The following is a 24,862-nucleotide window of genomic DNA, read 5'->3' as shown; positions in this document are numbered from 1 at the left end:
TATGCCGGATATTTTAGGTTTGCCGTGGCTTGATGCACTTTCTGCCGCTGCACTGGCGCTCAGTTTGCTGGTCTATGTTCTACTTGATGGTACAGATTTGGGCACCGGCATCCTGTGTGCCTTTCAGCGCAGCCCGCAGTCGCGCCATGTTATCAACCTCTCTTTACTGCCGGTCTGGGATGGCAACGAAACCTGGCTGGTGCTCACGGCGGGCGGCTTGCTGGGGCTTTTTCCGCTGGCGTACGGCATTATCCTCAGCGCACTCTATATCCCGGTGTTTATGATGGTGCTGGCGCTGGTGATGCGCGGCATGGCGATTGAGTATCGCCACTATGCGCCACGGCTGTTTGACCTGATGCTGGTCGCCGGTTCGCTGCTGGCGGCGCTGGCGCAGGGGATTCTTGTGGGGGCGCTGCTACAGGGGATTGCCACCGATGGGCGCCAGTTTACCGGCAACGGCTTTGAGTGGCTGCGTCCTTTTCCGCTCTATTGCGGCCTTGCGCTGGTGTGTGGATATAGCCTGATGGGGGCCGGGTGGATAATCTGGCGCTGCACCGGTGAGCTGGAAATGTGGGGAAGACGGGTGATGCCGTGGCTCGCCATCGTCACCGGATTACTGCTGGCGGGTTTGTTGGCGTGGACTACGCAACTATATGAAACCTGGCGTCAGCATCTGTTTAATATCTGGCTTTGGTTGCCGCTGTTACTGGTGGGTGTACTGGCAGTGGCGTTGTTTGGGGTTGGTCTGATTTTGCGTCGGCCTTTTTTACCCCTTGCCGGCGTGTTAGTGATGGTCTGTTGTGCTTTTTGTGCGCTGGTGTTTACGCTTTTTCCGTGGATAGTGCCGCCTGTCCTCAGCATTACGCAGACCGCCGCGCCACCGGCCACGCAACGATTTCTGCTGTTGACGTTTGCGTTGCTGGTGCCAGTCACATTGTTTTATAACAGCTGGGTTTTTCGCATCTTCAGTGGAAAAATTGCAGGTTAGTTCGGCAAAACAGGCTATAAAGTAAAGGCGAGATTTACAGTAAGCAACAGCATGCGCGGAGACTTATCCATGGCTATAGCAAAAGCTTATAATTTAAAGCAGGCGTATCAAATGATTAGCTCAGGAAAGCACCAGGAAGTTGAGCTGGCATTTGATGTCGATGCGGATACTTTTTTTATGCTCTCGGCAAATTACGGCAACAGCGGGGCGAAGATTGCCCGTCACGATAACCATTTTGTGCTCAGGCTGGAGAAAGAAGCCGCTTCAGGTTGAACACACTCGGGTAGCATGTTTCACCAGTGGCACAGAAGCGCACGCGACGGGCCTATTATTGGCAACCGACGTCGTGTCATCTCTGCGTTATATTTATCCCTTTTAATAGCCGCGAGCCCTGCCACTGACTCTGTTTTCTCCGGCTTGCGGCTTCATTTGTTGTTACCCTGATTTCGCGGCGGCGCACTTTGCCGCCACGCTCAAACTCGTTATCTACCAAATTATTCCCGGCATTACGCCGGGTTTTTTTTCTCTGCGCGCAGCCCATTCGCCAGCAAGATAAACGCGTCAATCACTTTGGGTAACGTCTGTTGCGGGTTATCACTGGCGGCAACCCATAACGCGGCATTCAACGCTGCGCCGTTGAGCAAACGCGCGGCGGATTCCACATCCACCTCTTTCATCTCGCCGTTTGCCACCATGTCGGCTACGGCAATACGGGTGGCCTGCAGGCAGGCATTCTGGCTTGGCCAGCGCGAAGGATCGCCAAGAAACGCCGGGCCATCAAGCAACACAATGCGCTGGATTTCCGCATCGAGCGCCATCTCGATATAGGCGACACCTTCAGCCAGCAGCGTATCCCAGGCATTATCGGTGGCGTGTGCCTGCATCTTTGCGCGCTGCGCCATTTCGCCATCGACCTGCGCCACCACGGCGGCAAGTAAACCCTGTTTATCACCAAAGTTGTGGTACAGCGCCCCGCGCGTTAAGCCCACGCTGGCGGTCAGTTCATCCATTGATGCCGCCGCAAACCCTTTTTCGGCAAACGCCTTGCGTGCAGCGGCGATAAGTTTGGCGCGGTTCTCTTCCATGGTTTGCGCGCGACGTTTTACGGCCATGTTGACTCCCTTTTAAATACATTGCGTATGTGAATTGACATACGCGGTGTATGTGGATTACCTTCATATACGAAGTGTATCTTAAATTAACCAACAAAAGGTAACCCTATGATCCCGCGCGAACCCGTTTTTCCCGCTCATCGCCATGTGTTGTATGAACAGCATGGTTACTCCGCCGCGATACGTTCCGGCGATCTGCTGTTTGTTTCCGGCCAGGTTGGCAGCCGCGCCGATGGCAGCCCGGAGCCCGATTTCGCCGCCCAGGTGCGCCTCGCGTTCGACAATCTGCAGGCCACGCTGGCGGCGGCGGGGTGTACTTTTGATGACCTGATTGATGTCACCACCTTTCATACGGACCCGGAAAACCAGTTCGCCACCATCATGGAGGTTAAACAGGCGCTTTTCCCGCAACCGCCGTATCCCAACTGGACAGCCGTGGGCGTGAACTGGCTGGCGGGTTTTGATTTCGAAATTAAGGTGATTGCGCGCATTCCTGAACGCGCGGCATAAAAAAGCCTGCGACAGGTCGCAGGCTTGAGGATAAAGCGTGAGATTACAGCAGGTCGAAGCGATCGAGGTTCATCACTTTTGTCCAGGCCGCAACAAAGTCGGTGACGAATTTCTGTTTGCCGTCGGCGCTGGCGTAAACTTCGGCCAGCGCGCGCAGTACCGAGTTGGAGCCAAACACCAGGTCGGCGCGCGTGGCGGTGTATTTCACCTCACCGCTTTTGCGATCGCGGCCTTCAAACAGCTCTGATTTCTCGTCGGCGGCTTTCCATGCGGTGCGCATATCCAGCAGGTTAACGAAGAAATCGGTGCTCAGCACGCCAGGCTGGTCGGTAAAGACGCCGTGCTTACTGCCGTCATAGTTCGCACCCAGTACACGCAGGCCGCCAACCAGCGCGGTCATTTCCGGGGCGGTGAGCGTCAGTTGCTGCGCTTTATCAATCAGCAGCGTTTCGGTGCTGATGCCATCCCACACGCGGCGATAGTTGCGGAAACCATCGGCCAGCGGCTCCATCAGTGCAAAGGAGTCCACATCCGTTTGATCCTGACGCGCATCGACACGCCCCGGCGTAAACGGCACATTAACCTGCACACCGGCCGCTGCCGCTGCTTTTTCAACGCCAACCACGCCCGCCAGCACAATCACATCTGCCAGCGAGGCTTTCGCCAGCGTTTTCTGAATGCTTTGCAACGCGGGCAGGGCCTTCGCGGCGATGGCGTTCACTTCCCAGCCGTTCTGCGGCGCCAGCGCCAGACGCGCACCGTTCGCACCGCCGCGTTTATCGCCGCCACGGAAGGTGGAGGCAGACGCCCAGGCGACCGAAATCAGTTCGCTCACCGACAAGCCAGATTCGGCAATCGCCGCTTTCAGGTTAGCGATATCCGCACCGTTCGGCTGATGAACCGCCACAGGCAGCGGATCCTGCCAAATCAGATCTTCTTTTGGCACTTCCGGGCCGATGTAGCGTGATTTTGGCCCCATATCGCGGTGGGTCAGTTTGAACCATGCGCGGGCAAAGGCTTCATTAAACGCTTGTGGATCGTTGAGGAAACGGCGCGAAATTTTTTCGAATTCCGGGTCGAAACGCAGCGTCAAATCGGTCACCAGCATGGTGGGTTTGCGTTTTTTCTCCAGGTCGAACGGATCCGGAATAACTTCCGGCGCGTCTTTCGCTTCAAACTGGATAGCACCCGCCGGGCTGCGGGTTTGCACCCACTCGTATTTGAACAGGTTTTCGAAGAAGTAGTTACTCCACTGGGTCGGTGTTTGCGTCCATGCCACTTCCAGACCGGAAGTGATGGCATCGGCGCCAGCACCGCTACCGTAGCTGCTCATCCAGCCCAGACCCTGCGCTTCCAGCGGTGCGGCTTCCGGCTCTGGCCCGACATGGTTATCCGGCGTGGAGGCACCGTGGGTTTTGCCCAGCGTATGGCCACCGGCGATCAGCGCGACGGTCTCTTCATCGTTCATGCCCATATTGCCGAAGGTGGCGCGAATGGCAGAGGCGGCAGAAACCGGCTCGCCGCTGGCGTTCGGGCCTTCCGGGTTTACGTAAATCAGCCCCATCTCGGTGGCGCCAATGGCGGCCTGCGCCAGGCTTTCCGGGTGGCGGTGGCTTAACCACTCTTTTTCATTACCCCAGTCGATATCCATATCTGGTTCCCAGACATCTTCACGCCCGGCACCAAAACCGAAAGTGCGGAAGCCGGCATTTTCCAGCGCCACGTTGCCCGCCAGAATAATCAGATCGCCCCAGGAGATTTGTTGACCATATTTCTGTTTCACCGGCCACAGCAGACGACGTGCTTTATCAAGGCTAACGTTATCCGGCCACGAGTTGAGCGGCGCGAAGCGCTGCTGGCCACGGCCAGAACCCCCACGTCCATCAACGGTGCGATAGGTGCCCGCGCTGTGCCAGGCCATGCGAATGAACAAGCCGATATAGCTGCCCCAGTCTGCTGGCCACCACTCCTGGGAGTCGGTCAGCACACCACGAATGTCAGCTTTCAGGGCGGAGTAATCGAGCTTTTTGAACTCTTCACGGTAGTTAAAGTTTTCACCCAGTGGGTTAGAACGGTTGGAGTGTTGGTTTAGCAAATCAACGCGCAACTGGTTAGGCCACCAGTCGCGGTTACCGGTTACCGGGCCTGCACTTTTTTCGCTGCTTTTGTTATGAAAGGGGCATTTCTCGACGGATGCCGAGAGGGATTGATCGTCTGACGTGCTCATATCGGGCTCCATTTGCTTGTGTTCTGTCGTTACGATATACACTGCTTCCTGATAAAGGTATTTGAATGAATCTACAGATTTGATAGCTAATACCTTTCTTTAAAATGGTAAAAACTTGACGCAAATCGCTTAACTGCGCTACCCACTCATAAACCTTAGCAATTCCATTACTACCGTTACGGTTTTTTTCAGGGCGTAGCGCATTTTTTGTGACGACGTAACCCCGGCACAGCAGGCGCTGCCTGGAAGGGTACACAAAAAAGTGTGTATTTCTTACGTTGAAATTAAACGCTGAGATTTTATTGAAATATATCCATAACTTCGCCCGGAATAATTCGCCGATGTTTTATCTGCGCAATGGTAATTTAATCGACCGATATGGAATTGCTAATAAACATGTGATGTCGCAAATGCCTTTCGTTGCGTTTACTCAATAAGCAATACATTAAGGCAACGCTTTTATTTGTCGTTGTCGAGCCGGAGTTGCGGATAATCTTATCCGCAGTATGATATTTTTTACCGTTTCGCTAATAACGATGTAGCCAGACATAATCGTAATATAACTGGCCGAATACGCAGCATACGCTAACCTGATTATTCCACCTGACTTTAAGGAAAAAGATCAATGCGTCTGGCTTTACATTTGATTATTCCCCTGCTGCTTGTTGGCTGTGGTGCCAATAATAGCGCGCCGCAAACGGCTATACCTGGCGAGAAAACCTCAGGGAAAATGAAAACCCTCGAAACAGGCGCAGCGCTAATACAATCTCGCCCGCCGATTGAGGCAATAAGTGCCTACCTGGATGGCTTTCATTTTTATAACGGCGATCGGCAAGGACAAATGGAAGCCCATCACTATGTCACCGTGTTAAATAATGATGTTATGCAGGCGGTGATTTATGACGGTAATACCGCGAATGCACGACTGATGGGCGTGGAATACATTATCAGTGAACGGCTTTTTAAAACACTGCCGCCCGAGGAGAAAAAACTCTGGCATAGCCACCGCTATGAAGTGAAATCCGGCTCGCTGATTGCGCCGGGTTTACCGGCTGTCGCGGAAAAAGCGCTGATGAGCAATATCGTTAATACCTACGGCAAGACCTGGCATACCTGGCACACGGAGCGTGACCAGACGCTGCCGCTTGGCGTGCCAGCGTTAATGATGGGATTTACCCAGGATGGGCAACTTAATCAGGCGCTGCTTACCGACCGCGATCGCCGTTTTGATGTGAACACGTCGGCTATCAGGCAGCAGCGCAAAGACCTGCCAGCGCATCCGGTGGCGCAGGGCGCGGATGCCTGGGAACAGGGGCAGGTGATTCAAATCAAGCCCGTTAATCTTTCTGAAGGTACGCATGCACATGAATAACGCTCGCGGAGGGCAAACGTGATTATTCATCATCTTAATTGCGGCTGTATGTGCCCACTCGGCGGCGCGCTGTATGACGGTTTCAGCAAAGGTGTGCATGCGCATCTGGCGTGTCACTGCCTGCTGCTGGAAACGCAAAGCCACGGTCTGGTGCTGGTGGATACCGGGTTCGGCACCATCGATATGCGCCAGCCCCGGCGAAATATCCCGGCTTTTTTTCGCTTGTTGAACAACATCCAGCACCGGGAAAGCTTAACGGCGCTGGCACAGGTTAAAGCGTTGGGATTTCAGGCTGAAGATGTGCGGCATATTGTGTTAACCCATCTGGATTTTGACCATGCCGGCGGCCTGACCGATTTCCCGCAGGCGCAAATCCATCTCTTACAGCGCGAGATCGACACTGCGCAGCAGCGGCACAGCTGGCTGACACGCGAGCGCTATCGGCCTGGCCAGTGGCAGGGCGTTTCTGGCTGGCAGGGGTATGCGGCACAAGGCGAAAAATGGTTCGGCTTTGATGCCGTGACGGCCCTGCATGGGCTGCCGCCGGAGATTTTGCTCATTCCGCTCGCAGGTCACACGTTGGGGCATGCCGGGGTCGCCATTCAGCATTCCGATGGCTGGTTACTGCACGGCGGCGATGCATGGTTTTACCGGGGGGAAATCGGGCAGCAGGAACGCCACTGCACGCCAGGGCTGCGTTTTTATCAATGGATGATGGCGATGGATAACGGTGCCAGGAGGGTCAACCAGCAACGTCTGCGTGAACTGGCGTTAACGCATGGAGAAGATGTGCGGCTGTTTTGCAGCCACGATGCGCAGGAGTTGCGAGCCTTACAAAATAGATAAAAAAAAGCATCTGCAGGGCAGATGCTTTCGGGGAGTTTATTTCGGCTGTGGTTCACCGTAGCCGAGTTCGGCACCGGTGAGCGGATCAACATTCGGATCGGATTTGGTGCGTTCTGCCATCGCTTTTACCAGCGCCAGTTGTTCCGGGCTGAGCGTGGTGGTAGCAGAGCCGTCGCCACCGTCGACAGCCGGTTGTGGATCGGCGACATACTCAAAGTTCTCATCGCTGTTCCAGCTACCGCGCGGATCGTCACCTTCCGACATGTTGTAGTAGACGTTGGTGTACTGTTCGATTGGCGGTAATTTTCCTGGCGGGAAATTATTGCGAATCGAGTAGAGCGCCTTTTCAAAAGAGAGCATATGCGCGGCTTCACGCGTCATCAGGAAACCTAACGCATCTTTAACCCCCGGATCGTCGGTGACATTGATTAAGCGCTCATAAATGATTTTCGCGCGCGCTTCGGCGGCGATATTCGAACGCAAATCGGCGGTCACTTCGCCAATGGTATCAATATAAGCGGCGGTCCACGGGACACCGGCGGAATTGGTCAGCGCGGGGCCACCACCGTAAAGCAGCGAGGTAATATGGCTGTCGTTACCGTTTTCGGTTAACGAACGGTACAGCTCCGCTTCACTTTCGGTGCCCTCTGCCAGCTCACCTTTCGCGCCTTTATTAAGCATGCCTACCAATGAACCGATAATTTCCAGATGGCTCAATTCTTCTGTCGCGATGTCCATCAACATCTCTTTGCGACCGGCGTCTTCATCACCCAGCCCCTGAGTGAAATAGCGGCATGCCGCCGCCAGTTCCCCTTGCGGGCCGCCAAACTGTTCAAGCAGCAGGTTGGCCAGCCCTGGGTTCGGTTCACTGACGCGCACGGTGTATTGCAGTTGTTTTACATGACGAAACATTGCTTGCCTCCTGAAAAGTCAAAATTATTATTTTTTAGCTTCCACGCCTTCCGCTGCGCTACGCAGCAAAAATTGTTCTGTCACATCCGGAATATGATTAATCGCCCATTCGGCCATCGCTTGTTCTTGATCCAGGATCTGTTTGAATATATCGATGCTGGCGCTGTCACCGGCTTTTTCAGCCGCGGCAATAAGCGAGGTATAACAGGCAATTTCAAATTGCTCGAAGACGTAGCTACTGATTGCGCCTTTAACGATTTCATCCGGTGCAAACATGCCGCCAAACGATTGACCCATCGCTGCCATTTTACTGGTGGCATCTTTCATTAATGAACGGTTAATATCATTTCGATCCATCACCGTTTCCAGCAATTTTATTTGCCCTTGTGTTTCCGTTAAATGCTGCTCAATTCTTGCGCGCAAATCGGGGTAATTATCGATGCGGCTACTCATGGCATTAAGCATTGATTCAGCTTGTTTTTCCATTGCGTGTGCATCGCGTAACCAGTCGTGATAATTTTCTTGAGGCGTCATATCTAATCCTTTCAGGGTTGAGTGGATAAGAAAAAATGGCACTGCCGCTGTAATCAGCAGTTATACAATTAATAAGAAATATCAGGGGAAGTTATGCGGCGTTTATTAACGCGAGGTAAATAAAATAGATAAATAATAATCCTGATATCCTTACTGCTTTATATTTTCATGCTAACGTGTATCGCTTGATATTAAATTTAGACACTGACCACATTTAGTCAAACCGAGGCGTAAACAGGTTCGGTTGAATATATTTTCGACACACCGCTTCGCTTGTTATTTTTTTTATAAAAATAAATTTCCCTTAAGATTAATAAGTTAACGGAATGTGCTTTCGTTTTCATTAATAACGTACGTCACTATCACTCATTTTTGGCAGGTATTGCTGGCTTTTTAACGGCTTTTTTTGACATTTCTTTACGTTTGGCAAGCGGCTCATATCGTTATATCCAGTGAGTTTAAGAACTATCTCAGCGCGATGGGGCGTCCAAAAAGGGAAAGAGGCGAAAATAGATCGTTAAACCCGCAATAGAACGCGCCACAAAAAGCGAACGTTGGGAAGCGGTTTTTATCCCACTGCGCTAGCGGCAAGGGAGAATGGGCAAGGTAACTAAGCGCAGCAGTGAGAACTGACAAAATGTGCGCTTATCTTGACAATTCATTGACAGTTAACTGCCTGGTCAGTAATTTCATTTGTAATTATTGACCAGGCAAATATCATGACCAACGCTGCGGATATTCCCAACCCTAAACTTCATCTCGGTTTGTTGATTCATCTGGCAAACCAGTTCAAAGACCAGCTTATTAGCCAGTACTTTTCCGCTGCGGATATCACCGCCGCGCAGTTCAAGGTATTGATAAGTATCTATAAAGGCTTTAATAGCCCGGTTGAAGTGAGCAAAAATCTGCTGATGGACGCCGGAGCGATGAGCCGGATGCTTGAACGCATGGTCAGGCGCGATCTGATTGTGCGCACCACCAACCCGGAAGATAAACGCCAGGTCATTCTCGAACTGACCGCCAAAGGGCGAGTGATTTGTGATCGTTTTCAGAATGAGGCGCTGGCCTCGATTCTCAGTACGCTGACCAGCCGCCTGACCGCCGATGAGTCGCGGCTGCTGGTTGAACTGCTGATAAAAATGTTGCCGGACGAGGCAACCCGCCCACATCGCTAAGCTGTCCTGAAAAGGTATCAAGATGCAAACTTCATCTGCACAACCCGAACGCGCGCCGAGCAAACGCAAGCGCAACTTCGCTATCCTGTTCGTTGTTTTGCTGCTTATCGCCGCAGGCTGTCTGGCCTGGTATCTGTTATATGCCCGTTATTACGAAAGCACCGACGATGCGTATGTCAACGCCAATCTGGTGACCTTAACGCCGCAAATCGGCGGGACGGTGACGCAGGTTTCCGTTGATGAAGGCGATTATGTCGAAAAAGGGCAACCGCTGGTGTTGCTGGATCCGAGTGATACCGAAATTGCCCTGCAACAGGCAGAAGCGAACCTCGCCAGCACCGTGCGCCAGGTGCGTGGCTTGTACAGCACGGTCGATAACTACCGTGCGCAGGTCGCGGCGAAACAAACCGCGCTGCAAACCGCGCAGAACGACTATGCGCGTCGGCAAAAAATCGCCACCAGCGGCGCGATTTCCGTGGAGGATTTAGCGCACTACCGCGATGCGGTGGCCACGGCGAAAAGCGATCTGGCGGCGGCGCAACAGGCGTTAAGCACTAACCTGGCGATGACCGATGACACGGTTATCGACAGCCACCCGGAAATCAAAAGCGCCATTGCCACTTTGCGCCAGCGTTACCTCGACAACGCGCGCAGCACCATTGTTGCGCCGGTCAGCGGCTTTGTCGCGAAACGCGCGGTGCAACTGGGGATGCGCGTCGATTCCGGCACCACGTTGATGTCGATTGTGCCGCTGGATCAGGTCTGGGTGGACGCCAACTTTAAAGAGAGCCAGATGAATACCATGCGTCTGGGGCAGAAAGTGACGCTGACTGCCGATCTCTATGGTGATGATGTGGAATACCACGGCACCATCGAGAGCCTGGGTATCGGCACCGGTAGTGCGTTTTCGTTGCTGCCGGCGCAAAACGCCAGCGGGAACTGGATCAAGATCATCCAGCGTTTGCCGGTGCGCATCACGCTTGACCCGCATGACATGCAAAAACACCCGCTGCGCGTGGGGCTGTCAATGTTCGCCCGCGTGGATATTCGTAACCCCGATGGCGATCTGCTGCCGCCGAAAACGGTTGCCGCGCCGCGCTTCACCACCGACGTTTACCAGAATGCACTGGACAATGCCGATCAGCTGGTGGCGAAAATTCTTCATGACAACAGCCAGGCGGTAGCGTCAAACGCCCGCTAAGAGAGACGTTATGCAAGATAAGTCGGCGTTTACGCCACCCAGCCTGTTGCTGGCGACGATTGCGCTGTCGCTGGCGACCTTTATGCAGGTGCTGGATACCACCATCGCGAACGTTGCGCTGCCGACCATCGCCGGTAACCTTGGCGTCAGCTCGGATCAGGGCACTTGGGTGATTACCTCGTTCGCCGTGTGTAATGCCATCGCGCTGCCGCTGACCGGCTGGTTTACCCGCCGGTTTGGTCAGCTCAAGCTGTTTGTCGGTTCGGTAGCGCTGTTTACCCTGACATCGTTTCTGTGCGGGTTTGCCCACAGCATGACTGAGCTGATTATCTTCCGCGCGCTGCAGGGCTTTTTTGCCGGGCCGATGTTCCCGATGTGCCAGACGCTGTTGCTGGTAATTTTTCCGACCAGCAAACGCAGCATGGCGCTGGCGTTACTGTCGATGGTGACCGTGGTTGCACCGATTGTCGGGCCGATTACCGGCGGCTGGATCACCGACAATTACTCGTGGCCGTGGATCTTCTATATCAACGTACCGATTGGAATTTTTGCCGCCATCGTGGTCTGGACACAGTTGCGCGAGCGCGAAGAGACCACTTCCCACTCGCCAGTTGATTACATCGGCATTGCGCTGCTGGTGCTCGGCGTGGGCTTGTTGCAGGTGGTGCTGGACAAAGGCAACGACATGGACTGGTTCAACGCCACGGAAATCATTGTCATGTCGGTGCTTTCCGCCATTGCGCTGGTGTCGTTTGTCATCTGGGAACTGGGGGAGCAGCACCCGATTGTGAACCTGCGGCTGTTTAAAGATCGCAACTTCGCCATCGGCACCGCGACGCTGACGCTTGGCTACGCGGCTTTTTTCGCCATTAACATTATTTTGCCGCAGTGGCTGCAAACCCAGATGGGTTATACCGCCATCTGGGCCGGACTTGCCGCCGCGCCGATGGGCTTTTTACCGCTGCTGTTAACACCGTTTATCGGCCGTTATGCCCATAAAGTGGATCTGCGCCTGCTGGCGTCGTTGTCATTTCTGACGATGGGCGCATCCTGCCTTATCCGCGCGCAGTTTAATACCAGTGTCGATTTTCGCACCGTGGCGGAAGTGCAGATGTTTATGGGGATCGGCGTGGCGTTTTTCTTTATGCCGATAACCACCATTGTGCTGTCGAATCTGCACGGTGCCGAAGTGGCGGAAGGCTCCGGGCTGGCGACCTTTTTCCGCGTGCTGGGCGGCTCGTTTGCTTCCTCGCTCACCACCTGGATCTGGTCGCGGCGTGAGGTTTACCATCATGCCAACCTGACGGAAAGCGTCTCCGTGTATAACCCGGCGGCTACTGACTACCTGCATAAAATGGGCGGCGTGACGCAGCAACACCTGGCGGCGGTGGATAAAACTATTGAGCAACAGGCGTATATGCTGTCGACTATCGACTATTTCTGGCTGTTGGGCTGGGGTTTTATGGCGCTGGTTGTGGTGATTTGGTTTGCCCGCCCGCCGTTTGTGCGTTCCGGTGCGCCGGGCGCGCCGTCGGCAGGACACTAATAACAAAAATGGAATAACGTATGGCTCCGGTGTTACCAGGCAGTGATGGTCGTTTATTGCAGCATCGTTCGTTTGTCGCCTTCTGGCTGGCGCGAACCAGCTCCAGCTTCGGTTTTCAGATGTTATCTATCATCGTCGGGTGGCAGATTTACTCCCAGACACAGAGCGCGTTCTGGCTGGGGATGATTGGTCTGGTGCAGTTTATTCCTTCGTTGATGCTGGCGCTGCCTGCCGGGCATATCGCCGACCAGTTTGACCGCCGTCGCGTGGTGCTGCTGGCGCAGGTTTTCGAGTGGCTGGCTATTGCCGCGCTGGCGTGGTTAACGTGGCAGGGCGATGCCAGCGTGTGGGTGATTTTGTCGCTTATCTTTGTTATCTCCTGCGCCAAAACCATTGAGTCGCCATCGATGGTTTCGATGTTGCCGGCGCTGGTGCCGCTCTCTATTTTGCCGCGTGCAACGGCTGCGAATGCGGTTTCCGGCCAGGCGGCGCAGATTGTCGGTCCGGCGCTGGGCGGTTTTCTCTACGCGGCGGGAGCCGATGTGGTGTACAGCGTTACCGCCGGGCTTTATCTGGTGTCGCTGCTGCTGGTGATGACCCTGCGTTATGAACAGGCGCAGCCGCCGCGCACGCCGGCGACGTTATCCTCGCTGTTTGCCGGCGTTGGGTTTATCCGTAATCGCCCGGATGTGCTGGGGGTGATTTCGCTCGACCTGTTTGCCGTACTGCTCGGCGGCGCGACCGCACTGCTGCCTATTTTCGCCCATGATGTGCTGCATACCGGGCCGCTTGGTCTGGGTTTGCTGCGCAGCGCGCCGGCCGTTGGCGCACTGCTGGTGGGTTTCTGGTTAAGCCACCGCGCGCTGACGCGCAATGTCGGCATGATCATGTTTATGTGCGTGGCGGGGTTTGGCGTGGCGACGCTGGTGTTCGCCTTCTCAAGCTGGATGTGGCTGTCGCTGCTGGCGCTGTTCGCGCTCGGCGGTTTCGACATGGTGAGCATGGTGATCCGCGGTTCGCTGGTGCAACTTGATACGCCAGACGAGATGCGCGGGCGGGTTAACGCGGTTAACTCCATTTTTATCAACACCTCTAACCAGCTCGGCGAGTTTGAATCCGGCATGCTGGCGGCGTGGCTCGGCGCGGTGCCTGCAGCGGCGATTGGCGGTGTCGGCACGTTGATTGTGGTAGCCCTCTGGATGAAGTGGTTCCCCGGCTTACGTCACCGCCAGCGGCTGGAAAGTGATATGGGGTAGCGTAATCAGCCCGGTTTACACCGGGCTCTGTTCAGGGGAAATAATGCCTGGCAGGATGGTTAACCCTGAGCAGTAGCGGGTTCGTTCTCTACGTCAGTGGCGGTGGGAAGATTCAAAAACGCCATTATCTTAGCGATTTCATCTTCAGCCAGCGGGTGTGTTGCGCGTGACAATGCCTCTATAAATTCTGCGGAACCATTCGAAATATAGATTTTCTCCGCCAGCGCACGCGCTGAGTTATATTCTTCAAAATCGAAAAATTTATGAATGGTGTTCAGAATCTTATCAGGGTCATTTAATTCTGCCAGGTTAGTGCTTATATTCCCGGAAATGACAGCCAGCCGCGCGGCAAGCGAAATAATTTCCTGGCGAACAGAGGAGGAGAGTTGTCGGGTATTGCTGAGTGATTTTTGGGCGTTATCAAGTTGAAATTGGGCTTTTGCAAGATCAACTTCGAGCGCCTGAGTTTTTCTCAATGTCTTTGCTCTGCCTGCGTTTATACGTTGCAGAATCCATTGCCATACGGCATTTGCGACGCGATCTGACCAGTTAACACCAATGCGTACAAACGAGGAGAAGAAATTAACAATAAAATCCAGTACCGGCATAGCTAATGACATTCCAAAACCCACCACCAGCGGCCAGTAAAAATAGTTGTGGGAGAAATGGTAAGTGCTGGTGATGTTTTTAAGAAGGGTTTCTATTTTCTCATCCGACATGGTGATAAGTAATATGTGCTTCCAGTTAAACGCGACCAGTGAACACAATAAATAGATATACACTGGCCCTTTTAATCGGCTGGAAATAATATTACTGGCAAAACCCGTTATCTGTTCCTTCAAGCCTGAATCTGATGCTTTTTCCGTCACAATGCTCCCCTTATTAATATTATTTTCTGTGCAAACTGGCGAGGCGATTATAACCAGTGCTGATGATCTGCGCGATCATCAGGAGTCGTGAGGGCAAAACACGTTCTGCAAAGCGTCAGCGGCAGAGAAGCAAGACTCAATTGAACGCCTGTCTCAGACGCTTGCTGCTTTGCCGCTATGGTGAGTGATAGCAAACCCCTGTTCGCGCCAGTGGGTAAGCTGCTGCGCCTGGCTGCGCGTGAGCGGTTTACCGGTCCAGACAAACAGATGCTGGCCGGGAAAAAATTCCGGGTGAGGCGAGTCGAGCGGTTCGGCGAGAACATCGATACGCCAGCCCAGCTGTGACAAGCGCCATGCTTCGAGCCATAAATGGGTGCGGTCCTCATTTCCCCAGGCAATCAGCAGCGCCGTTTTTGCTGCCTGCTCACGCGCGATGGCGATGCCTGATGCGGCGAACTCCACTAACACACCGTCCAGCAGGCTTAACACCACGCGCGCGGTATTTTTATCGCGACTGAGCCGCTGGCGTACCGGCACCAGAATATCGTCGATAAGTACATCCGCCGCGTGTGTCTGACTCAACGCGTGAAGGGTTGCGCGTAGCCGGGAGGGATTCACTTGTCGCAACATGGACATCAACTCTTCCTGCAGTGATGCCCAGCTTGTTTCCCCGGCGAATTTGTTGTCGTCAAGCAAGGCCTTAACTTTGCTTACGGAAATGCCGTTATCGATCCAGCGCTTGATCTCCACAATGCGCTGAATATCCGACTCATCAAACTGACGATGACCGCCTTCACTGCGCTGCGGTTTTAACAGCCCATAGCGACGCTGCCATGCGCGTAGTGTGACCGGGTTTATCCCGCAGCGTTCGGCAACCTCGCCGATACTATAAAAAGCCATAGCTCCCTCGTACTCTTTAACGCCAGTGTGCTCTTTTCACAGACTAAGTTAACTTTGCAAAGTTGTACAAATCCTTTTTTGTACAACTTCGCTGCACAGCTTATACCATCTCATCTCTTTTTTCTGGCCAGGCTACAGCCGGAATACCGTTTAAATCCGGGCGCGCGAAAAGATGTCCCTGGAACTGAGAAATACCCGCGGACTCAAGCCACATCCACTCTTCCGCTTTCTCGACGCCGACGGCGGAAATAGCAATTTCCAGCGAGGTACAGCATTTGATAATCGCCTGGACAATGGCCTGGCGGGAGCCACTTTTGTGCACGTCCGCAATCAGGGCGCGGTTAATTTTGATCCTGTCCGGCTGGAATTGCGTCAGCAATACCAGCCCGCCAAATCCGGCACCGAAGTGATCGATTGCTACGCGAATACCGGCACCTTTTAGCATTTTCACTGCCTGGGTAAACGCATCAATGCATGAAAACACGGCGCTTTCGTTAAATTCGACGATGACCTGTTCAGGAACCAGCCCGTACTCTTTAATTGCCTGCACGATAAATTCAGCGGCACCTGGAACCTTGACCAGCGTCATGGGCAGCAAATTTACCGAGAGCGTCTGCGCACCCAGCTTTAACGCCGCGGCCATCGCAAAAGCGACACACTTGCTTTGTAAATCGGCGGTGTAAATATCATCCCCGGCCATATCGTCGAACCAGTCCTGCGGCGAGCCGCCTACGCGGGTGCGCAGCAGGGCTTCGACAGAGACAATCTGGCGGGCAAAAGGGTCAACAATGGGCTGGAAAGCAAAATGGCAACCGGCACGGCTGTCCGGGACGCCTGGCGGCAGGGGGATCGCGTTGCCATCGGCAATAAACTCCCAGGCATCACCCGGTGGAATTTCGTAGTAGAACTCTTTCTCGCTGTCTTCAACGAAGGTCTGAAAGAACTGCAATGCGCGATCGCCGTAGGTCAGTTGGTATCGCGTTGTGCCTTTATCAAACACGGTCTGCAATACCGCTTCGCGGTCGTGCTCGCGCAAGTCGAACAGTTCCATGCCCGTTTTACCGAAGCGTCTTGACGGTGCGTAGTCTCTGAGCACTTCGACCAGATTGTAATGGCGGTCATCGTTACAGATGTCCTGATAAATAGCTGAAACGTTTTCTTCAGGCCCTTCAAGGAGTTGAAAGAAATGAGTGCCATTGAACAGCAGGATCCCCGTCACGCTGGCCTGACCATTTTTGATATTGGCGGCTGCGACCATCTCTTCAAGCAGCGTAAACGAGACATGGTCATGCAGGTGGCTGCGGTAAATGATGGTGGTAAGCATAGGAGTTCCGGCGGGATATTTAGGAATATTTACCTTAGCAGAGGATGCCCGGGTCGTCGCGGCGCTATTCCATTTGTTTTCAAATAGTTCGCGTATCTCAGCGGGCAATTATGCAGAAAAGTTAACAACAAAGCAGGCACCGATACAGGTAATTTGTACAAATCTGGTGCGCTTATAGATTTGTGTTATTCGTATAAGTTAATGATAAATATAAATTTATTTGGTGTTTCTATAGGCGGCTAACTATTTTGTACAATTTCTATGTACATATTGGCAATCTTTGTATAACTTTAATTGTACTTAACTGACTCATGGATTTTAGAGGAGTGACAGATGCAACAGAATGGTTTCCTTCCGAACACAGCGAATGCGGTTACGCGCTATTTTGATAAAGCGACGCTGCCAACACAGCAAGAAACATTAGGACGCATTGCTGTCGAGATCCTGACCGAAGGCCGCAATCTGAACCGTAAGGCTATTTGTACCAAATTGTTGTCGCGGCTTGAAAAAGCATCTGGCCCGGAAGAGGAGAGCCACTATCACACGCTGATTGGTTTGCTGTTTGATCGTTAAGATGAAAAGACCAATCGCGATAAATCACCTGGTTATTTGAGTCAATTCTCACGGGACGCCAGAAGCTGTGGCAGAACGCTACCACATGAGAATTGGCTTCATGCCGCAATTGCACTTTGGCAACGGGCGGCAACCCGAGATGCAGTTATGAACAGTAGTGAAATAGAGCAACTGACAGATGAACTTATCGGAGTGGCCGTGTTGTCGCTCCTGAAAGACAACTCTCCTATCAGCACCCCGGCTCTGATAGCCCGGCTACGTTCGATGGAGAGTAGTGAGCCTGACAACCAACGGCGCAAGATGCTGGGGCGCATTATTGCCGAAATTAGCAATAACACCCTTGGCGAAATGCGGCGTGGCGCAGATGCGGTAGGCATGGAATGGAATGAGGATCGCAGGGATAACATTTATCCACTGTTTGGCAACAAGCAGCCGGGCAGTAGTAAAAAACACTGACTTAAGTGCTGATAAGCATGCACTCAACATGGGGTAATGAAATGAGCCAGGCTATGCTTGAAAGTTCTGATGGGTACGAAAATCTTTCTGATCTTTCTCTCATGGAATATTTTCGCAGCGGTGGTGAAAAACTAGCAGAGGAATCCGCCATTCTTGGTGTCGCCATCAGACGCATAGTCGCAGCCGATGAACGGATAACCCATAAGGCGTTAATTCTGGAGTTAATCCGGATGATCGAAAGCACGGATGATGTGGTACGAAGCGACATTATCCGCAATACGCTGGAAATTGTTGTACACCATACGACGGATGATATCTGACCTCAGGAACGAGGGATTATTGTCACCGCCCACAAAACCATGCGGTGGCAATAATCTGCCAATAGTGGTTTTTTGCCTTCCTTTATTGGCTTCTACTGGCTCCACTTGTTGAAAACACCTCTTTGCCAACACCTGCCACACCAGGGTTTTTTTACGCTTGCCTGCTGGCTTTGTGATTTGCCGCGATCTGAAAAGTGGCACTATCCTCTGTGCACAGTTTCGTAACGGCATCGCCGCGTTTTGTGGCGATAAAGGGCCACAATGTCAGGTTTTAAACTCATCCCACTTGCCAGAAAGCTAGCCGTTGGGCTGCTTGTGCTCGGCATCGTTTTTTTTATTGGCCGCGTTTATCAATCAGAAAAAGGCCCTTCGTTGCAGTCATGGCACCGCTGGTCTGCCGATGAAATGTCTGCCGAAGCGATCGACCACGCCAGTTTTGCCGACTATCTGGCGCGCGAAGACACGCTATTCCGCGACATGAAAACGCAGCTGACGGATGCGCTTAGCGACGATGAGAAAACACCGCTTAACCGGTTTTACGCGCAAAGCCGGGTTTACCCCGCACGTTTTCAACCCAACTGGAACCGTTCGCAGGTATTGATGCCGCAAGGCACTATTCGCGGCGCGGCGGTGTTGCTGCACGGGCTGACGGATTCGCCCTACAGTATGCGCTACCTGGCGCAGGCCTGGCAGCAGCAGGGGTTTGTGGTGGTGGTGCCGCGCATGCCAGGTCACGGCACCGCACCGGGCGCGCTGGCAAAAGTGGATCGGGACCAATGGCTGGCGACCACGCGCCTGGCTGTGCGAGAAGCCACAAGGCTTGCGGGATCGTCTGTACCGCTGCATCTCGTCGGCTACTCGAACGGGGGCGCGCTGGCGATTCAGTATGCGCTGGATAGCCTTGGCAACACCGCGCTGCGCCGACCGCAACAAATCATTCTGTTATCGCCGATGATCGGCGTTCCGTCCTACGCGCGTTTTGCCGGGCTTGCTGGTTGGCCCGCGGCGTTTCCGGCGTTTGCTAAAGCGGCGTGGCTTAATGTGGTGCCCGAATTCAATCCGTATAAATACAATTCGTTTCCGGTTAACGCCGCCCGGCAATCATGGTTGTTAACGCAGGCGTTACAGCAGCAGATCCAGCAGGCCGCGCGCAGCGGACAGATAAAAGACTTGCCGCCAGTGCTGACGTTCCAGTCGGTGATGGATTCCACGGTCAGTGCCCGCGCGGTGGTCGACGCGCTGTACCGCTATTTGCCGTCAAACGGCAGCGAGTTAGTACTATTTGATATTAACCAGGCGGCCAATGCCGGTGCGCTGTTTCGCCCGTCATCCTGGCAGGCAGTGAACACGCTGCTGCCCGCGCCGCCACGTCGCTACACGACAATCGTCATTGCCAATGCCGCCGCCAACAGTTTTGATACGGTTGCCCGCACGACGCCCGCGCAAGCGATGCAGGAGACGCAGGAGGATTTACACATCGCATGGCCGCCGGGGATGTTTTCGTTGTCGCACATTGCGCTGCCGTTTCCACTGAATGACTCCCTGTACGGCCTTTATCCGGCCGAGAACAACCAATACGGAATAAGCCTCGGCACCTTTTCGCTACGCGGCGAAACCAACACGCTGGCGGTAAGTCTTGATACGCTGATGCGCGCCAGTTCCAACCCGTTTTTCCCGTGGATGATGACGCAGATAAACCGACACATTGCGTGCAGCGATAAGCGTGATATCGCCGCGTGCATTGAAGCTTTTCGCCACCCGCCAGCCGTCAGGGGCGCAGAATAATGCGCCCCAGCACGCTGTTTTCCTCTGCGTAGCGATGGGCTTGCACCACCTCTTGCAGGGAAAATTCTCTGTCGATGATCACGCTGAATTTTTTATCCCTGGCATCCATCAGCAGCGTATCGACGGAATCTCTTGCCTGCTGGTGGGCAAGTTCGCGCCCCCAGAAAAGCCCACTCACTGTTTGATTGGCTTGCTGCAATGCCGCCAGATCGGCGTGGGCATTTCCCCCGGCGTTACCGGCCAGTACCACGGTTCCCCATTCACGCAGACAGGCGATCGATTGCTCCAGTGTCGACCCAACCAGATCAAGTACACCATCCACGCCGGTTGCGTTTGTCAGCCGTTTCACCTCGGCGACAATATCCTGCTGGCGGTAATCCAGCGCGACATCAAGACCGAGTGTGGTCAGTTGGCTCACGCGGGCATCACCGGAAAGCGTAGCGAACACGCGCGCACCTTGTGCCTTCGCAAGCTGAATGGCGGCAACCCCAACGCCGCCTGCGCCGCCCTGAATAAGCACGCTATCGCCTGCTTTGAGCTTTAAGCGTGAAGAGAGCGCCCAGGCCGCCGTGCCAAAACTTACCGGGATAACGGACGCGGAAACGACATCCAGCCCGTCGGGAATGACCCATGACCATTGCGCGGGCGTAACGCGGTACTGGGCATGAGAACCCGCCAGCGCGAGCGTGGCTACGCGTTGCCCTGGGAGGCGATCTTTTACCTGTTCACCGACTTCAATAATCGTGCCCGCAGCAGAATAACCGGGAATGCCGCCCTGCGCGCCGGGGAAGGCAGTGGCGCGATTAATCACATCGCCGCCCTCAAGAGCAATGGCTTCTACGCGGATCAGCACATCATCAGGACCACAGACCGGTTCGGCGACGTCGGTATAACGTAAAACCTCGGGTTTCCCCGGCTGAAAATAGAGTGCGGCTTTCATCGTTGCCTCCTGTTTTTAGGTCAGGGTGATCATTACTACGCCGCAAGCTCAGCGACGCTACGTCTGCGTATGATGGTTCGCGACGACGTTCAGCGCTGTTCCTGTTTTCGCCGTAGGGTGAGTAACGGTGTGACCGAAATCCCATGTACCAGCACGCTTAACGTCACGATGGTGATGGCGATATCGGTTATCGCTCCCGCGTTCTGAAGGCCATGCGTCCAGGCATAGGCGATATAATTAAGACTGCCGATCCCGCGAATGCCCAACCAGCCAAGGCTTAACCGATGCAGCACGGATTCACCCGAACGCCAGGTCAGCAACCAGACGGCGAGGGGCCGGATGATGATAAACACGGTGAAGGCCAGCAGCAGCGCGTTGGCATCCCAGTGGCGTGACAGTGTCACACCAAGCACAATCACCAGCCCGGCGGCCAGCAGCCGCTCAACGGTATCGCCAAAGGAGAGCGCATCGCCCACCACCAGACCCACGGATTTGATCGGGTTATGCTCTTCGAGCCCGTGCCGGGTATGCGGATTCACCTGCATCTCGGCGGGCAGGTCGTGATCATCCTCGCTGGTATGGCGTTTTTGTACGCTCATCTCCGCACTGCGCAGGCCGATACCGGCAGCGAACGCCGCGAGAAAACCGGATGCGCTGAGCATCATCGCCAGCGAAAAGCTCAGGCAAATCAGCGCCAGCGCAATAAAATCGCTGGGTGCCACTTCCCCCTGCGCGTGGCGTGAGCGTGTGGCGACCAGGCCAATTAAGCGTCCGAGAACAAAACCGATACCCAACCCGCCGACCAGCGCCCAGAGCAGGTCGACACTCAACCAGTGAAACCATTCATCGGCGCTGATTGCGCCACCGGCTTTTTGCCAGACCAGCGCCAGCATCAAAAAGGGCAGCGCGGTGCCATCATTGAGACCCGCTTCACTGGAGAGCGCGATGCGCAGGCGGTCATCATCCTGCGCATCGTTGATAGCCACCAGGCTTGCCAGCACCGGATCGGTAGGGGCGAGAATGGCCGCCAACGCCAGCGATAATGGCCACGAGAGATCGGCCATAAAATGGGCGGCGAGCATAATCCCGGCAATGGTCAGCAGCATCGCGGGCAGCGCCAGCATGATGCCCATTCGCCAGTAAGGCGAGGTGAGCGGCAGGCGGATTTTCAGCCCGGTGATAAAAAGCGACGCCGCCATTGCCATTTCAGTTATCCGGCTGGTGAGCGGGGCGTGGCGAACAATATCAATGCCAATCAGCCCCAACATCCACGGTCCGCAGGCGATGCCCACCAGCAGATAGAGGCCAAAAATGGGCACCGGGACACGGCTTATCCAGCCGTAAGAGAGAGACATAAACAACAACAAACAACCCGCCGCAGCGGTCCAGGCCAGATATTCCATACAGCTCCCGAACAAAATCATCTTCTTAACAGGTATAGCTGCTACCAAACGATGTGCCAGCAGAGCGCTTCCCGACACCAACACGCCGCTCTTCGTAAACGGCGTGTTGGTTGATTAATACATCGGGAAATGCGCGTGCAGGTTGCACGCCTGTTTACTCCGGTACGTTGCCTTCTCCTTGCTGCGATGGCCATTTCCAGTTCTGCACTTCAGGCAAATCTTCGCCATATTCACGGACATACTGATGGTGCGCGGCAATTTTTTGCGCCAGATCCTCCAGGATGTCATCCGCTTTGCCCTGCAACGACGGCACGCGCAAAATCGCCTCCTGCGCCAGGTGAAAACGATCCAGCTCGTTGAGCACGGTCATATCAAATGGCGTGGTCGTGGTGCCTTCTTCCATAAAGCCGTGAACGTGAAAATGGCGGTGATTAGTGCGCTGATAAGTGAGACGGTGAATCAGACTCGGGTAGCCGTGGAAGGCAAAAATCACCGGCTTATCAGCAGTAAAAATCGCTTCGAAAGCCTCTTCGCTAAGGCCATGCGGATGTTGCTCCTGGGTTTGCAGCGCCATTAAATCCACGACGTTCACCACCTGAATACGCAGATCCGGCAGGTAATGACGCAGCAGATCGACCGCCGCGAGGGTTTCCATAGTCGGTACATCGCCGGCGCACGCCATCACCACATCCGGGGTTTCGCCTTGCAGTACGTTTCCGGCCCAGGGCCAGATGCCCATTCCAGCTGCGCAGTGTTTTGCCGCGTCGTCGAGGTTTAGCCACTGAGGCGCAGGCTGTTTCCCCGCCACGATGACATTAATGCGATCCCAGGTTTTCAGGCAGTGGTCGGCAACACACAACAGCGTGTTGGCATCGGGCGGCAGGTAAATGCGCACAATATCCGCTTTTTTATTGGCGACATGATCGATAAAACCGGGGTCCTGATGGCTGTAACCATTGTGATCCTGGCGCCAGACATGCGAAGAGAGCAGGTAATTGAGCGACGATATCGGCGCGCGCCAGGGCAGGTTGCGCGTCACTTTTAACCATTTTGCATGCTGGTTAAACATCGAGTCGACAATATGAATAAATGCCTCATAACAGTTGAACAGCCCGTGACGCCCGGTCAGTAAATAGCCCTCAAGCCAGCCCTGGCATTGATGTTCGCTCAGGATCTCCATCACCCGGCCATCGCGTGCCAGTTGTTCATCATAGGGTTTAAGCGGCTCCTGCCAGGTGCGATTCGTTACGTCGAACACTTTGCTCAACCGGTTTGAAGCCGTTTCGTCGGGGCCAAACAGCCGGAAATTGTCGCGGTTGTGTTCGAAAATAGCGGCCAGATACGCGCCCAGTGCGGCAGTAGATTCCGCCTGCGTCTCGCCCGGTGAGCTTACTTCGACGGCGTAGTGGTGCAACTCTGGCGTCACCAGCTCCCGGCGTAAGCGGCCACCGTTGGCCCACGGCGACGCGCCCATGCGTTTGTCGCCTACCGGGGCCAGTGCTTGTAGTTCTATTTTGAGTTGCCCCGATGCGTCGAAAAGATCGTCGGGCTGATAGCTGCGCATCCAGTCTTCCAGCAGTTGCCGGTGTTCATCGTTTTCACGGCATGACGAGACCGGAACCTGGTGCGCGCGCCAGAAATCCTCCACTTTCTTACCATCGACAGTTTGCGGGCCTGTCCAGCCTTTGGGGCTGCGCAAAATGATCATCGGCCAGCGCGGCACGGTGGTCTGCGCGTTGCCGCTTCGCGCCTGTTGCTGATAGTCACGGATGCTGTTCAGCGCCTGCTCAAGCGTTTCCGCCATCTGGCGGTGCATCCTGGCGGGTTCATGGCCGCTGACAAACAGCGGTTCGTAACCGTAGCCGCGAAAGAGCTGGTGTAAATCCTCATCGCTGGTGCGCCCGAGAAGCGTAGGGTTGGCAATTTTGTACCCGTTCAGGTGCAGGATCGGCAGCACCGCGCCGTCGCGGGCGGCGTTAAGAAATTTTATGCCGTGCCAGCTGGAAGCCAGCGGGCCGGTTTCCGCTTCGCCATCGCCAATGACGCAGGCGGCGATAAGGGACGGGTTATCGAACACCGCGCCAAACGCATGAGAGAGTGAGTAACCCAGCTCGCCGCCTTCATTAATCGAGCCCGGCGTTTCGGGTGCGGCGTGGCTGGGAATGCCGCCGGGGAAGGAAAACTGGCGGAACAGCTTCTTCATGCCCCCGGCGTTCTGGCTTATCTGCGGGTAAATTTCGCTGTAGCTTCCCTCAAGCCAGGTGTTGGCCACCATGCCTGGCCCGCCATGACCGGGGCCGCAAATATAAATCATATCGAGATCGCGCTGGCGAATGGCGCGGTTGAGATGAACATAGATAAAATTCAACCCCGGCGTGGTTCCCCAGTGGCCCAGCAGGCGCGGTTTGATATGTTCTGGCCTGAGCGGCTCGCGCAGTAGCGGGTTATCCATCAGGTAGATTTGCCCGACAGAGAGATAATTGGCCGCGCGCCAGTAGCGATCAAGCAACTGAATTTCGTGGTCAGAGAGAGACGATATCTGTGTCATGCTTTCCTCGCGTCGTCAGAAGGTAAACCAGGCGTTGCCCTTACAGGCGAACAAATTTCCCTTTA

The 24,862-nt window shown here is 54.5% G+C and carries 23 protein-coding genes; 13 read left to right on the top strand and 10 right to left on the bottom strand.

The window, feature by feature from the left end:
- The first annotated feature begins 1 nt into the window (after position 1).
- Together ACFX4U_RS04035 and ACFX4U_RS04030 are read left to right on the top strand one after the other, a co-directional pair.
- The gene (locus ACFX4U_RS04035; protein WP_313507461.1) at positions 2–988 is read left to right on the top strand and encodes a cytochrome d ubiquinol oxidase subunit II; all 987 of its coding nucleotides are present in this window, start codon (positions 2–4) and stop codon (positions 986–988) included.
- A 111-nt stretch (positions 989–1,099) separates the two neighbouring features.
- Positions 1,100–1,261 (top strand): hypothetical protein, encoded by a 162-nt coding sequence (locus ACFX4U_RS04030; RefSeq protein WP_016495717.1) that lies wholly within the window; start codon positions 1,100–1,102, stop codon positions 1,259–1,261.
- A gap of 233 nt (positions 1,262–1,494) precedes the next feature.
- On the opposite strand, the gene ACFX4U_RS04025 is transcribed toward ACFX4U_RS04030, so the two are convergent.
- The gene (locus ACFX4U_RS04025; protein WP_313507462.1) at positions 1,495–2,100 is read right to left on the bottom strand and encodes a TetR/AcrR family transcriptional regulator; all 606 of its coding nucleotides are present in this window, start codon (positions 2,098–2,100) and stop codon (positions 1,495–1,497) included.
- A 108-nt stretch (positions 2,101–2,208) separates the two neighbouring features.
- Between ACFX4U_RS04025 and ACFX4U_RS04020 the strand changes: the two genes are divergently transcribed.
- Positions 2,209–2,610, top strand: coding sequence for a RidA family protein (locus ACFX4U_RS04020; RefSeq protein ID WP_313507463.1), 402 nt, complete (start codon positions 2,209–2,211; stop codon positions 2,608–2,610).
- Between the two features lie 43 nt (positions 2,611–2,653).
- Here the strand turns inward: ACFX4U_RS04020 and katG are convergent, their stop codons facing one another.
- Complete coding sequence (katG, locus tag ACFX4U_RS04015) at positions 2,654–4,837, bottom strand: catalase/peroxidase HPI (protein ID WP_313507464.1); 2,184 nt, start codon at positions 4,835–4,837, stop codon at positions 2,654–2,656.
- A 625-nt stretch (positions 4,838–5,462) separates the two neighbouring features.
- Between katG and ACFX4U_RS04010 the strand changes: the two genes are divergently transcribed.
- Together ACFX4U_RS04010 and ACFX4U_RS04005 are read left to right on the top strand one after the other, a co-directional pair.
- Positions 5,463–6,209: an OBAP family protein gene (locus ACFX4U_RS04010; RefSeq protein ID WP_313507465.1), complete on the top strand. Its 747-nt coding sequence runs from the start codon at positions 5,463–5,465 to the stop codon at positions 6,207–6,209.
- Between the two features lie 18 nt (positions 6,210–6,227).
- The gene (locus ACFX4U_RS04005; RefSeq protein ID WP_313507466.1) at positions 6,228–7,055 is read left to right on the top strand and encodes an MBL fold metallo-hydrolase; all 828 of its coding nucleotides are present in this window, start codon (positions 6,228–6,230) and stop codon (positions 7,053–7,055) included.
- A gap of 36 nt (positions 7,056–7,091) precedes the next feature.
- Here ACFX4U_RS04005 and ACFX4U_RS04000 read toward each other — a convergent pair whose 3' ends face one another.
- Together ACFX4U_RS04000 and ACFX4U_RS03995 are read right to left on the bottom strand one after the other, a co-directional pair.
- Complete coding sequence (locus ACFX4U_RS04000; protein ID WP_313507468.1) at positions 7,092–7,967, bottom strand: manganese catalase family protein; 876 nt, start codon at positions 7,965–7,967, stop codon at positions 7,092–7,094.
- Between the two features lie 27 nt (positions 7,968–7,994).
- Complete coding sequence (locus ACFX4U_RS03995; RefSeq protein WP_313507469.1) at positions 7,995–8,501, bottom strand: DUF892 family protein; 507 nt, start codon at positions 8,499–8,501, stop codon at positions 7,995–7,997.
- A 719-nt stretch (positions 8,502–9,220) separates the two neighbouring features.
- Here ACFX4U_RS03995 and ACFX4U_RS03990 point away from each other — a divergent pair.
- The 4 genes from ACFX4U_RS03990 to ACFX4U_RS03975 are packed head-to-tail and all read left to right on the top strand — an operon-like array spanning position 9,221 to position 13,679.
- Positions 9,221–9,676 carry a MarR family transcriptional regulator gene (locus ACFX4U_RS03990; protein ID WP_305735835.1) on the top strand — a complete coding sequence of 152 codons (456 nt, stop codon included), beginning with the start codon at positions 9,221–9,223 and terminating at the stop codon, positions 9,674–9,676.
- Positions 9,677–9,698: 22 nt separating this feature from the next.
- Positions 9,699–10,877 (top strand): efflux RND transporter periplasmic adaptor subunit, encoded by a 1,179-nt coding sequence (locus ACFX4U_RS03985; protein WP_017457082.1) that lies wholly within the window; start codon positions 9,699–9,701, stop codon positions 10,875–10,877.
- Positions 10,878–10,887: 10 nt separating this feature from the next.
- Positions 10,888–12,423, top strand: coding sequence for a DHA2 family efflux MFS transporter permease subunit (locus tag ACFX4U_RS03980; protein ID WP_305735837.1), 1,536 nt, complete (start codon positions 10,888–10,890; stop codon positions 12,421–12,423).
- A 20-nt stretch (positions 12,424–12,443) separates the two neighbouring features.
- Positions 12,444–13,679, top strand: coding sequence for an MFS transporter (locus ACFX4U_RS03975; RefSeq protein ID WP_313507472.1), 1,236 nt, complete (start codon positions 12,444–12,446; stop codon positions 13,677–13,679).
- Between the two features lie 59 nt (positions 13,680–13,738).
- Here the strand turns inward: ACFX4U_RS03975 and ACFX4U_RS03970 are convergent, their stop codons facing one another.
- The 3 genes from ACFX4U_RS03970 to ACFX4U_RS03960 all read right to left on the bottom strand — a co-directional run bounded on the left by ACFX4U_RS03970 (position 13,739) and on the right by ACFX4U_RS03960 (position 16,772).
- Entirely contained in the window at positions 13,739–14,548 is an 810-nt protein-coding gene (locus ACFX4U_RS03970; RefSeq protein ID WP_313507473.1) for a hypothetical protein, read from the bottom strand.
- A 153-nt stretch (positions 14,549–14,701) separates the two neighbouring features.
- Positions 14,702–15,448, bottom strand: coding sequence for a MerR family transcriptional regulator (locus ACFX4U_RS03965; protein ID WP_313507474.1), 747 nt, complete (start codon positions 15,446–15,448; stop codon positions 14,702–14,704).
- Between the two features lie 100 nt (positions 15,449–15,548).
- Complete coding sequence (locus ACFX4U_RS03960) at positions 15,549–16,772, bottom strand: diguanylate phosphodiesterase (RefSeq protein ID WP_313507475.1); 1,224 nt, start codon at positions 16,770–16,772, stop codon at positions 15,549–15,551.
- Between the two features lie 333 nt (positions 16,773–17,105).
- On the opposite strand from ACFX4U_RS03960, the gene ycgZ reads away from it, so the two are divergent.
- From ycgZ to ACFX4U_RS03940, 4 genes are all read left to right on the top strand, one after another.
- Positions 17,106–17,345 carry a regulatory protein YcgZ gene (gene ycgZ, locus ACFX4U_RS03955; protein ID WP_016495733.1) on the top strand — a complete coding sequence of 80 codons (240 nt, stop codon included), beginning with the start codon at positions 17,106–17,108 and terminating at the stop codon, positions 17,343–17,345.
- Between the two features lie 147 nt (positions 17,346–17,492).
- Complete coding sequence (locus ACFX4U_RS03950; RefSeq protein WP_305735842.1) at positions 17,493–17,801, top strand: hypothetical protein; 309 nt, start codon at positions 17,493–17,495, stop codon at positions 17,799–17,801.
- Between the two features lie 41 nt (positions 17,802–17,842).
- The gene (locus tag ACFX4U_RS03945) at positions 17,843–18,121 is read left to right on the top strand and encodes a biofilm development regulator YmgB/AriR family protein (protein ID WP_249881660.1); all 279 of its coding nucleotides are present in this window, start codon (positions 17,843–17,845) and stop codon (positions 18,119–18,121) included.
- Positions 18,122–18,382: 261 nt separating this feature from the next.
- Complete coding sequence (locus ACFX4U_RS03940) at positions 18,383–19,906, top strand: alpha/beta fold hydrolase (protein ID WP_313507476.1); 1,524 nt, start codon at positions 18,383–18,385, stop codon at positions 19,904–19,906.
- Here the strand turns inward: ACFX4U_RS03940 and ACFX4U_RS03935 are convergent.
- From ACFX4U_RS03935 to ACFX4U_RS03925, 3 genes are all read right to left on the bottom strand, one after another.
- Entirely contained in the window at positions 19,890–20,846 is a 957-nt protein-coding gene (locus tag ACFX4U_RS03935) for a zinc-binding alcohol dehydrogenase family protein (RefSeq protein ID WP_313507477.1), read from the bottom strand. The two genes, ACFX4U_RS03940 and ACFX4U_RS03935, sit on opposite strands and share 17 nt — an antisense overlap.
- A gap of 89 nt (positions 20,847–20,935) precedes the next feature.
- Entirely contained in the window at positions 20,936–22,249 is a 1,314-nt protein-coding gene (locus ACFX4U_RS03930) for a cation:proton antiporter (protein ID WP_313507478.1), read from the bottom strand.
- A 154-nt stretch (positions 22,250–22,403) separates the two neighbouring features.
- Entirely contained in the window at positions 22,404–24,797 is a 2,394-nt protein-coding gene (locus ACFX4U_RS03925; RefSeq protein ID WP_313507479.1) for a phosphoketolase family protein, read from the bottom strand.
- Between the last annotated feature and the right edge of the window lie 65 nt (positions 24,798–24,862).

It is taken from the genome of Kosakonia sp. YIM B13588 (assembly GCF_042788165.1).
GTDB lineage: Bacteria > Pseudomonadota > Gammaproteobacteria > Enterobacterales > Enterobacteriaceae > Kosakonia > Kosakonia sacchari.
The sequence above is the reverse complement of the archived record's forward strand: the minus strand, read 5'-3'. Positions and strand labels throughout refer to the sequence as shown.

What these genes read in the sequence shown, in the direction of transcription:
- ACFX4U_RS04035 (WP_313507461.1), top strand. Translation starts at nt 2, where the DNA reads ATGCCGGATATTTTAGGTTTGCCGTGGCTTGATGCACTTTCTGCCGCT.
- ACFX4U_RS04030 (WP_016495717.1), top strand. Translation starts at nt 1,100, where the DNA reads ATGATTAGCTCAGGAAAGCACCAGGAAGTTGAGCTGGCATTTGATGTC.
- ACFX4U_RS04025 (WP_313507462.1), bottom strand. Translation starts at nt 2,100, where the DNA reads ATGGCCGTAAAACGTCGCGCGCAAACCATGGAAGAGAACCGCGCCAAA.
- ACFX4U_RS04020 (WP_313507463.1), top strand. Translation starts at nt 2,209, where the DNA reads ATGATCCCGCGCGAACCCGTTTTTCCCGCTCATCGCCATGTGTTGTAT.
- katG (WP_313507464.1), bottom strand. Translation starts at nt 4,837, where the DNA reads ATGAGCACGTCAGACGATCAATCCCTCTCGGCATCCGTCGAGAAATGC.
- ACFX4U_RS04010 (WP_313507465.1), top strand. Translation starts at nt 5,463, where the DNA reads ATGCGTCTGGCTTTACATTTGATTATTCCCCTGCTGCTTGTTGGCTGT.
- ACFX4U_RS04000 (WP_313507468.1), bottom strand. Translation starts at nt 7,967, where the DNA reads ATGTTTCGTCATGTAAAACAACTGCAATACACCGTGCGCGTCAGTGAA.
- ACFX4U_RS03995 (WP_313507469.1), bottom strand. Translation starts at nt 8,501, where the DNA reads ATGACGCCTCAAGAAAATTATCACGACTGGTTACGCGATGCACACGCA.
- ACFX4U_RS03990 (WP_305735835.1), top strand. Translation starts at nt 9,221, where the DNA reads ATGACCAACGCTGCGGATATTCCCAACCCTAAACTTCATCTCGGTTTG.
- ACFX4U_RS03985 (WP_017457082.1), top strand. Translation starts at nt 9,699, where the DNA reads ATGCAAACTTCATCTGCACAACCCGAACGCGCGCCGAGCAAACGCAAG.
- ACFX4U_RS03980 (WP_305735837.1), top strand. Translation starts at nt 10,888, where the DNA reads ATGCAAGATAAGTCGGCGTTTACGCCACCCAGCCTGTTGCTGGCGACG.
- ACFX4U_RS03975 (WP_313507472.1), top strand. Translation starts at nt 12,444, where the DNA reads ATGGCTCCGGTGTTACCAGGCAGTGATGGTCGTTTATTGCAGCATCGT.
- ACFX4U_RS03965 (WP_313507474.1), bottom strand. Translation starts at nt 15,448, where the DNA reads ATGGCTTTTTATAGTATCGGCGAGGTTGCCGAACGCTGCGGGATAAAC.
- ACFX4U_RS03960 (WP_313507475.1), bottom strand. Translation starts at nt 16,772, where the DNA reads ATGCTTACCACCATCATTTACCGCAGCCACCTGCATGACCATGTCTCG.
- ycgZ (WP_016495733.1), top strand. Translation starts at nt 17,106, where the DNA reads ATGCAACAGAATGGTTTCCTTCCGAACACAGCGAATGCGGTTACGCGC.
- ACFX4U_RS03950 (WP_305735842.1), top strand. Translation starts at nt 17,493, where the DNA reads ATGAACAGTAGTGAAATAGAGCAACTGACAGATGAACTTATCGGAGTG.
- ACFX4U_RS03945 (WP_249881660.1), top strand. Translation starts at nt 17,843, where the DNA reads ATGAGCCAGGCTATGCTTGAAAGTTCTGATGGGTACGAAAATCTTTCT.
- ACFX4U_RS03940 (WP_313507476.1), top strand. Translation starts at nt 18,383, where the DNA reads ATGTCAGGTTTTAAACTCATCCCACTTGCCAGAAAGCTAGCCGTTGGG.
- ACFX4U_RS03935 (WP_313507477.1), bottom strand. Translation starts at nt 20,846, where the DNA reads ATGAAAGCCGCACTCTATTTTCAGCCGGGGAAACCCGAGGTTTTACGT.
- ACFX4U_RS03930 (WP_313507478.1), bottom strand. Translation starts at nt 22,249, where the DNA reads ATGGAATATCTGGCCTGGACCGCTGCGGCGGGTTGTTTGTTGTTGTTT.
- ACFX4U_RS03925 (WP_313507479.1), bottom strand. Translation starts at nt 24,797, where the DNA reads ATGACACAGATATCGTCTCTCTCTGACCACGAAATTCAGTTGCTTGAT.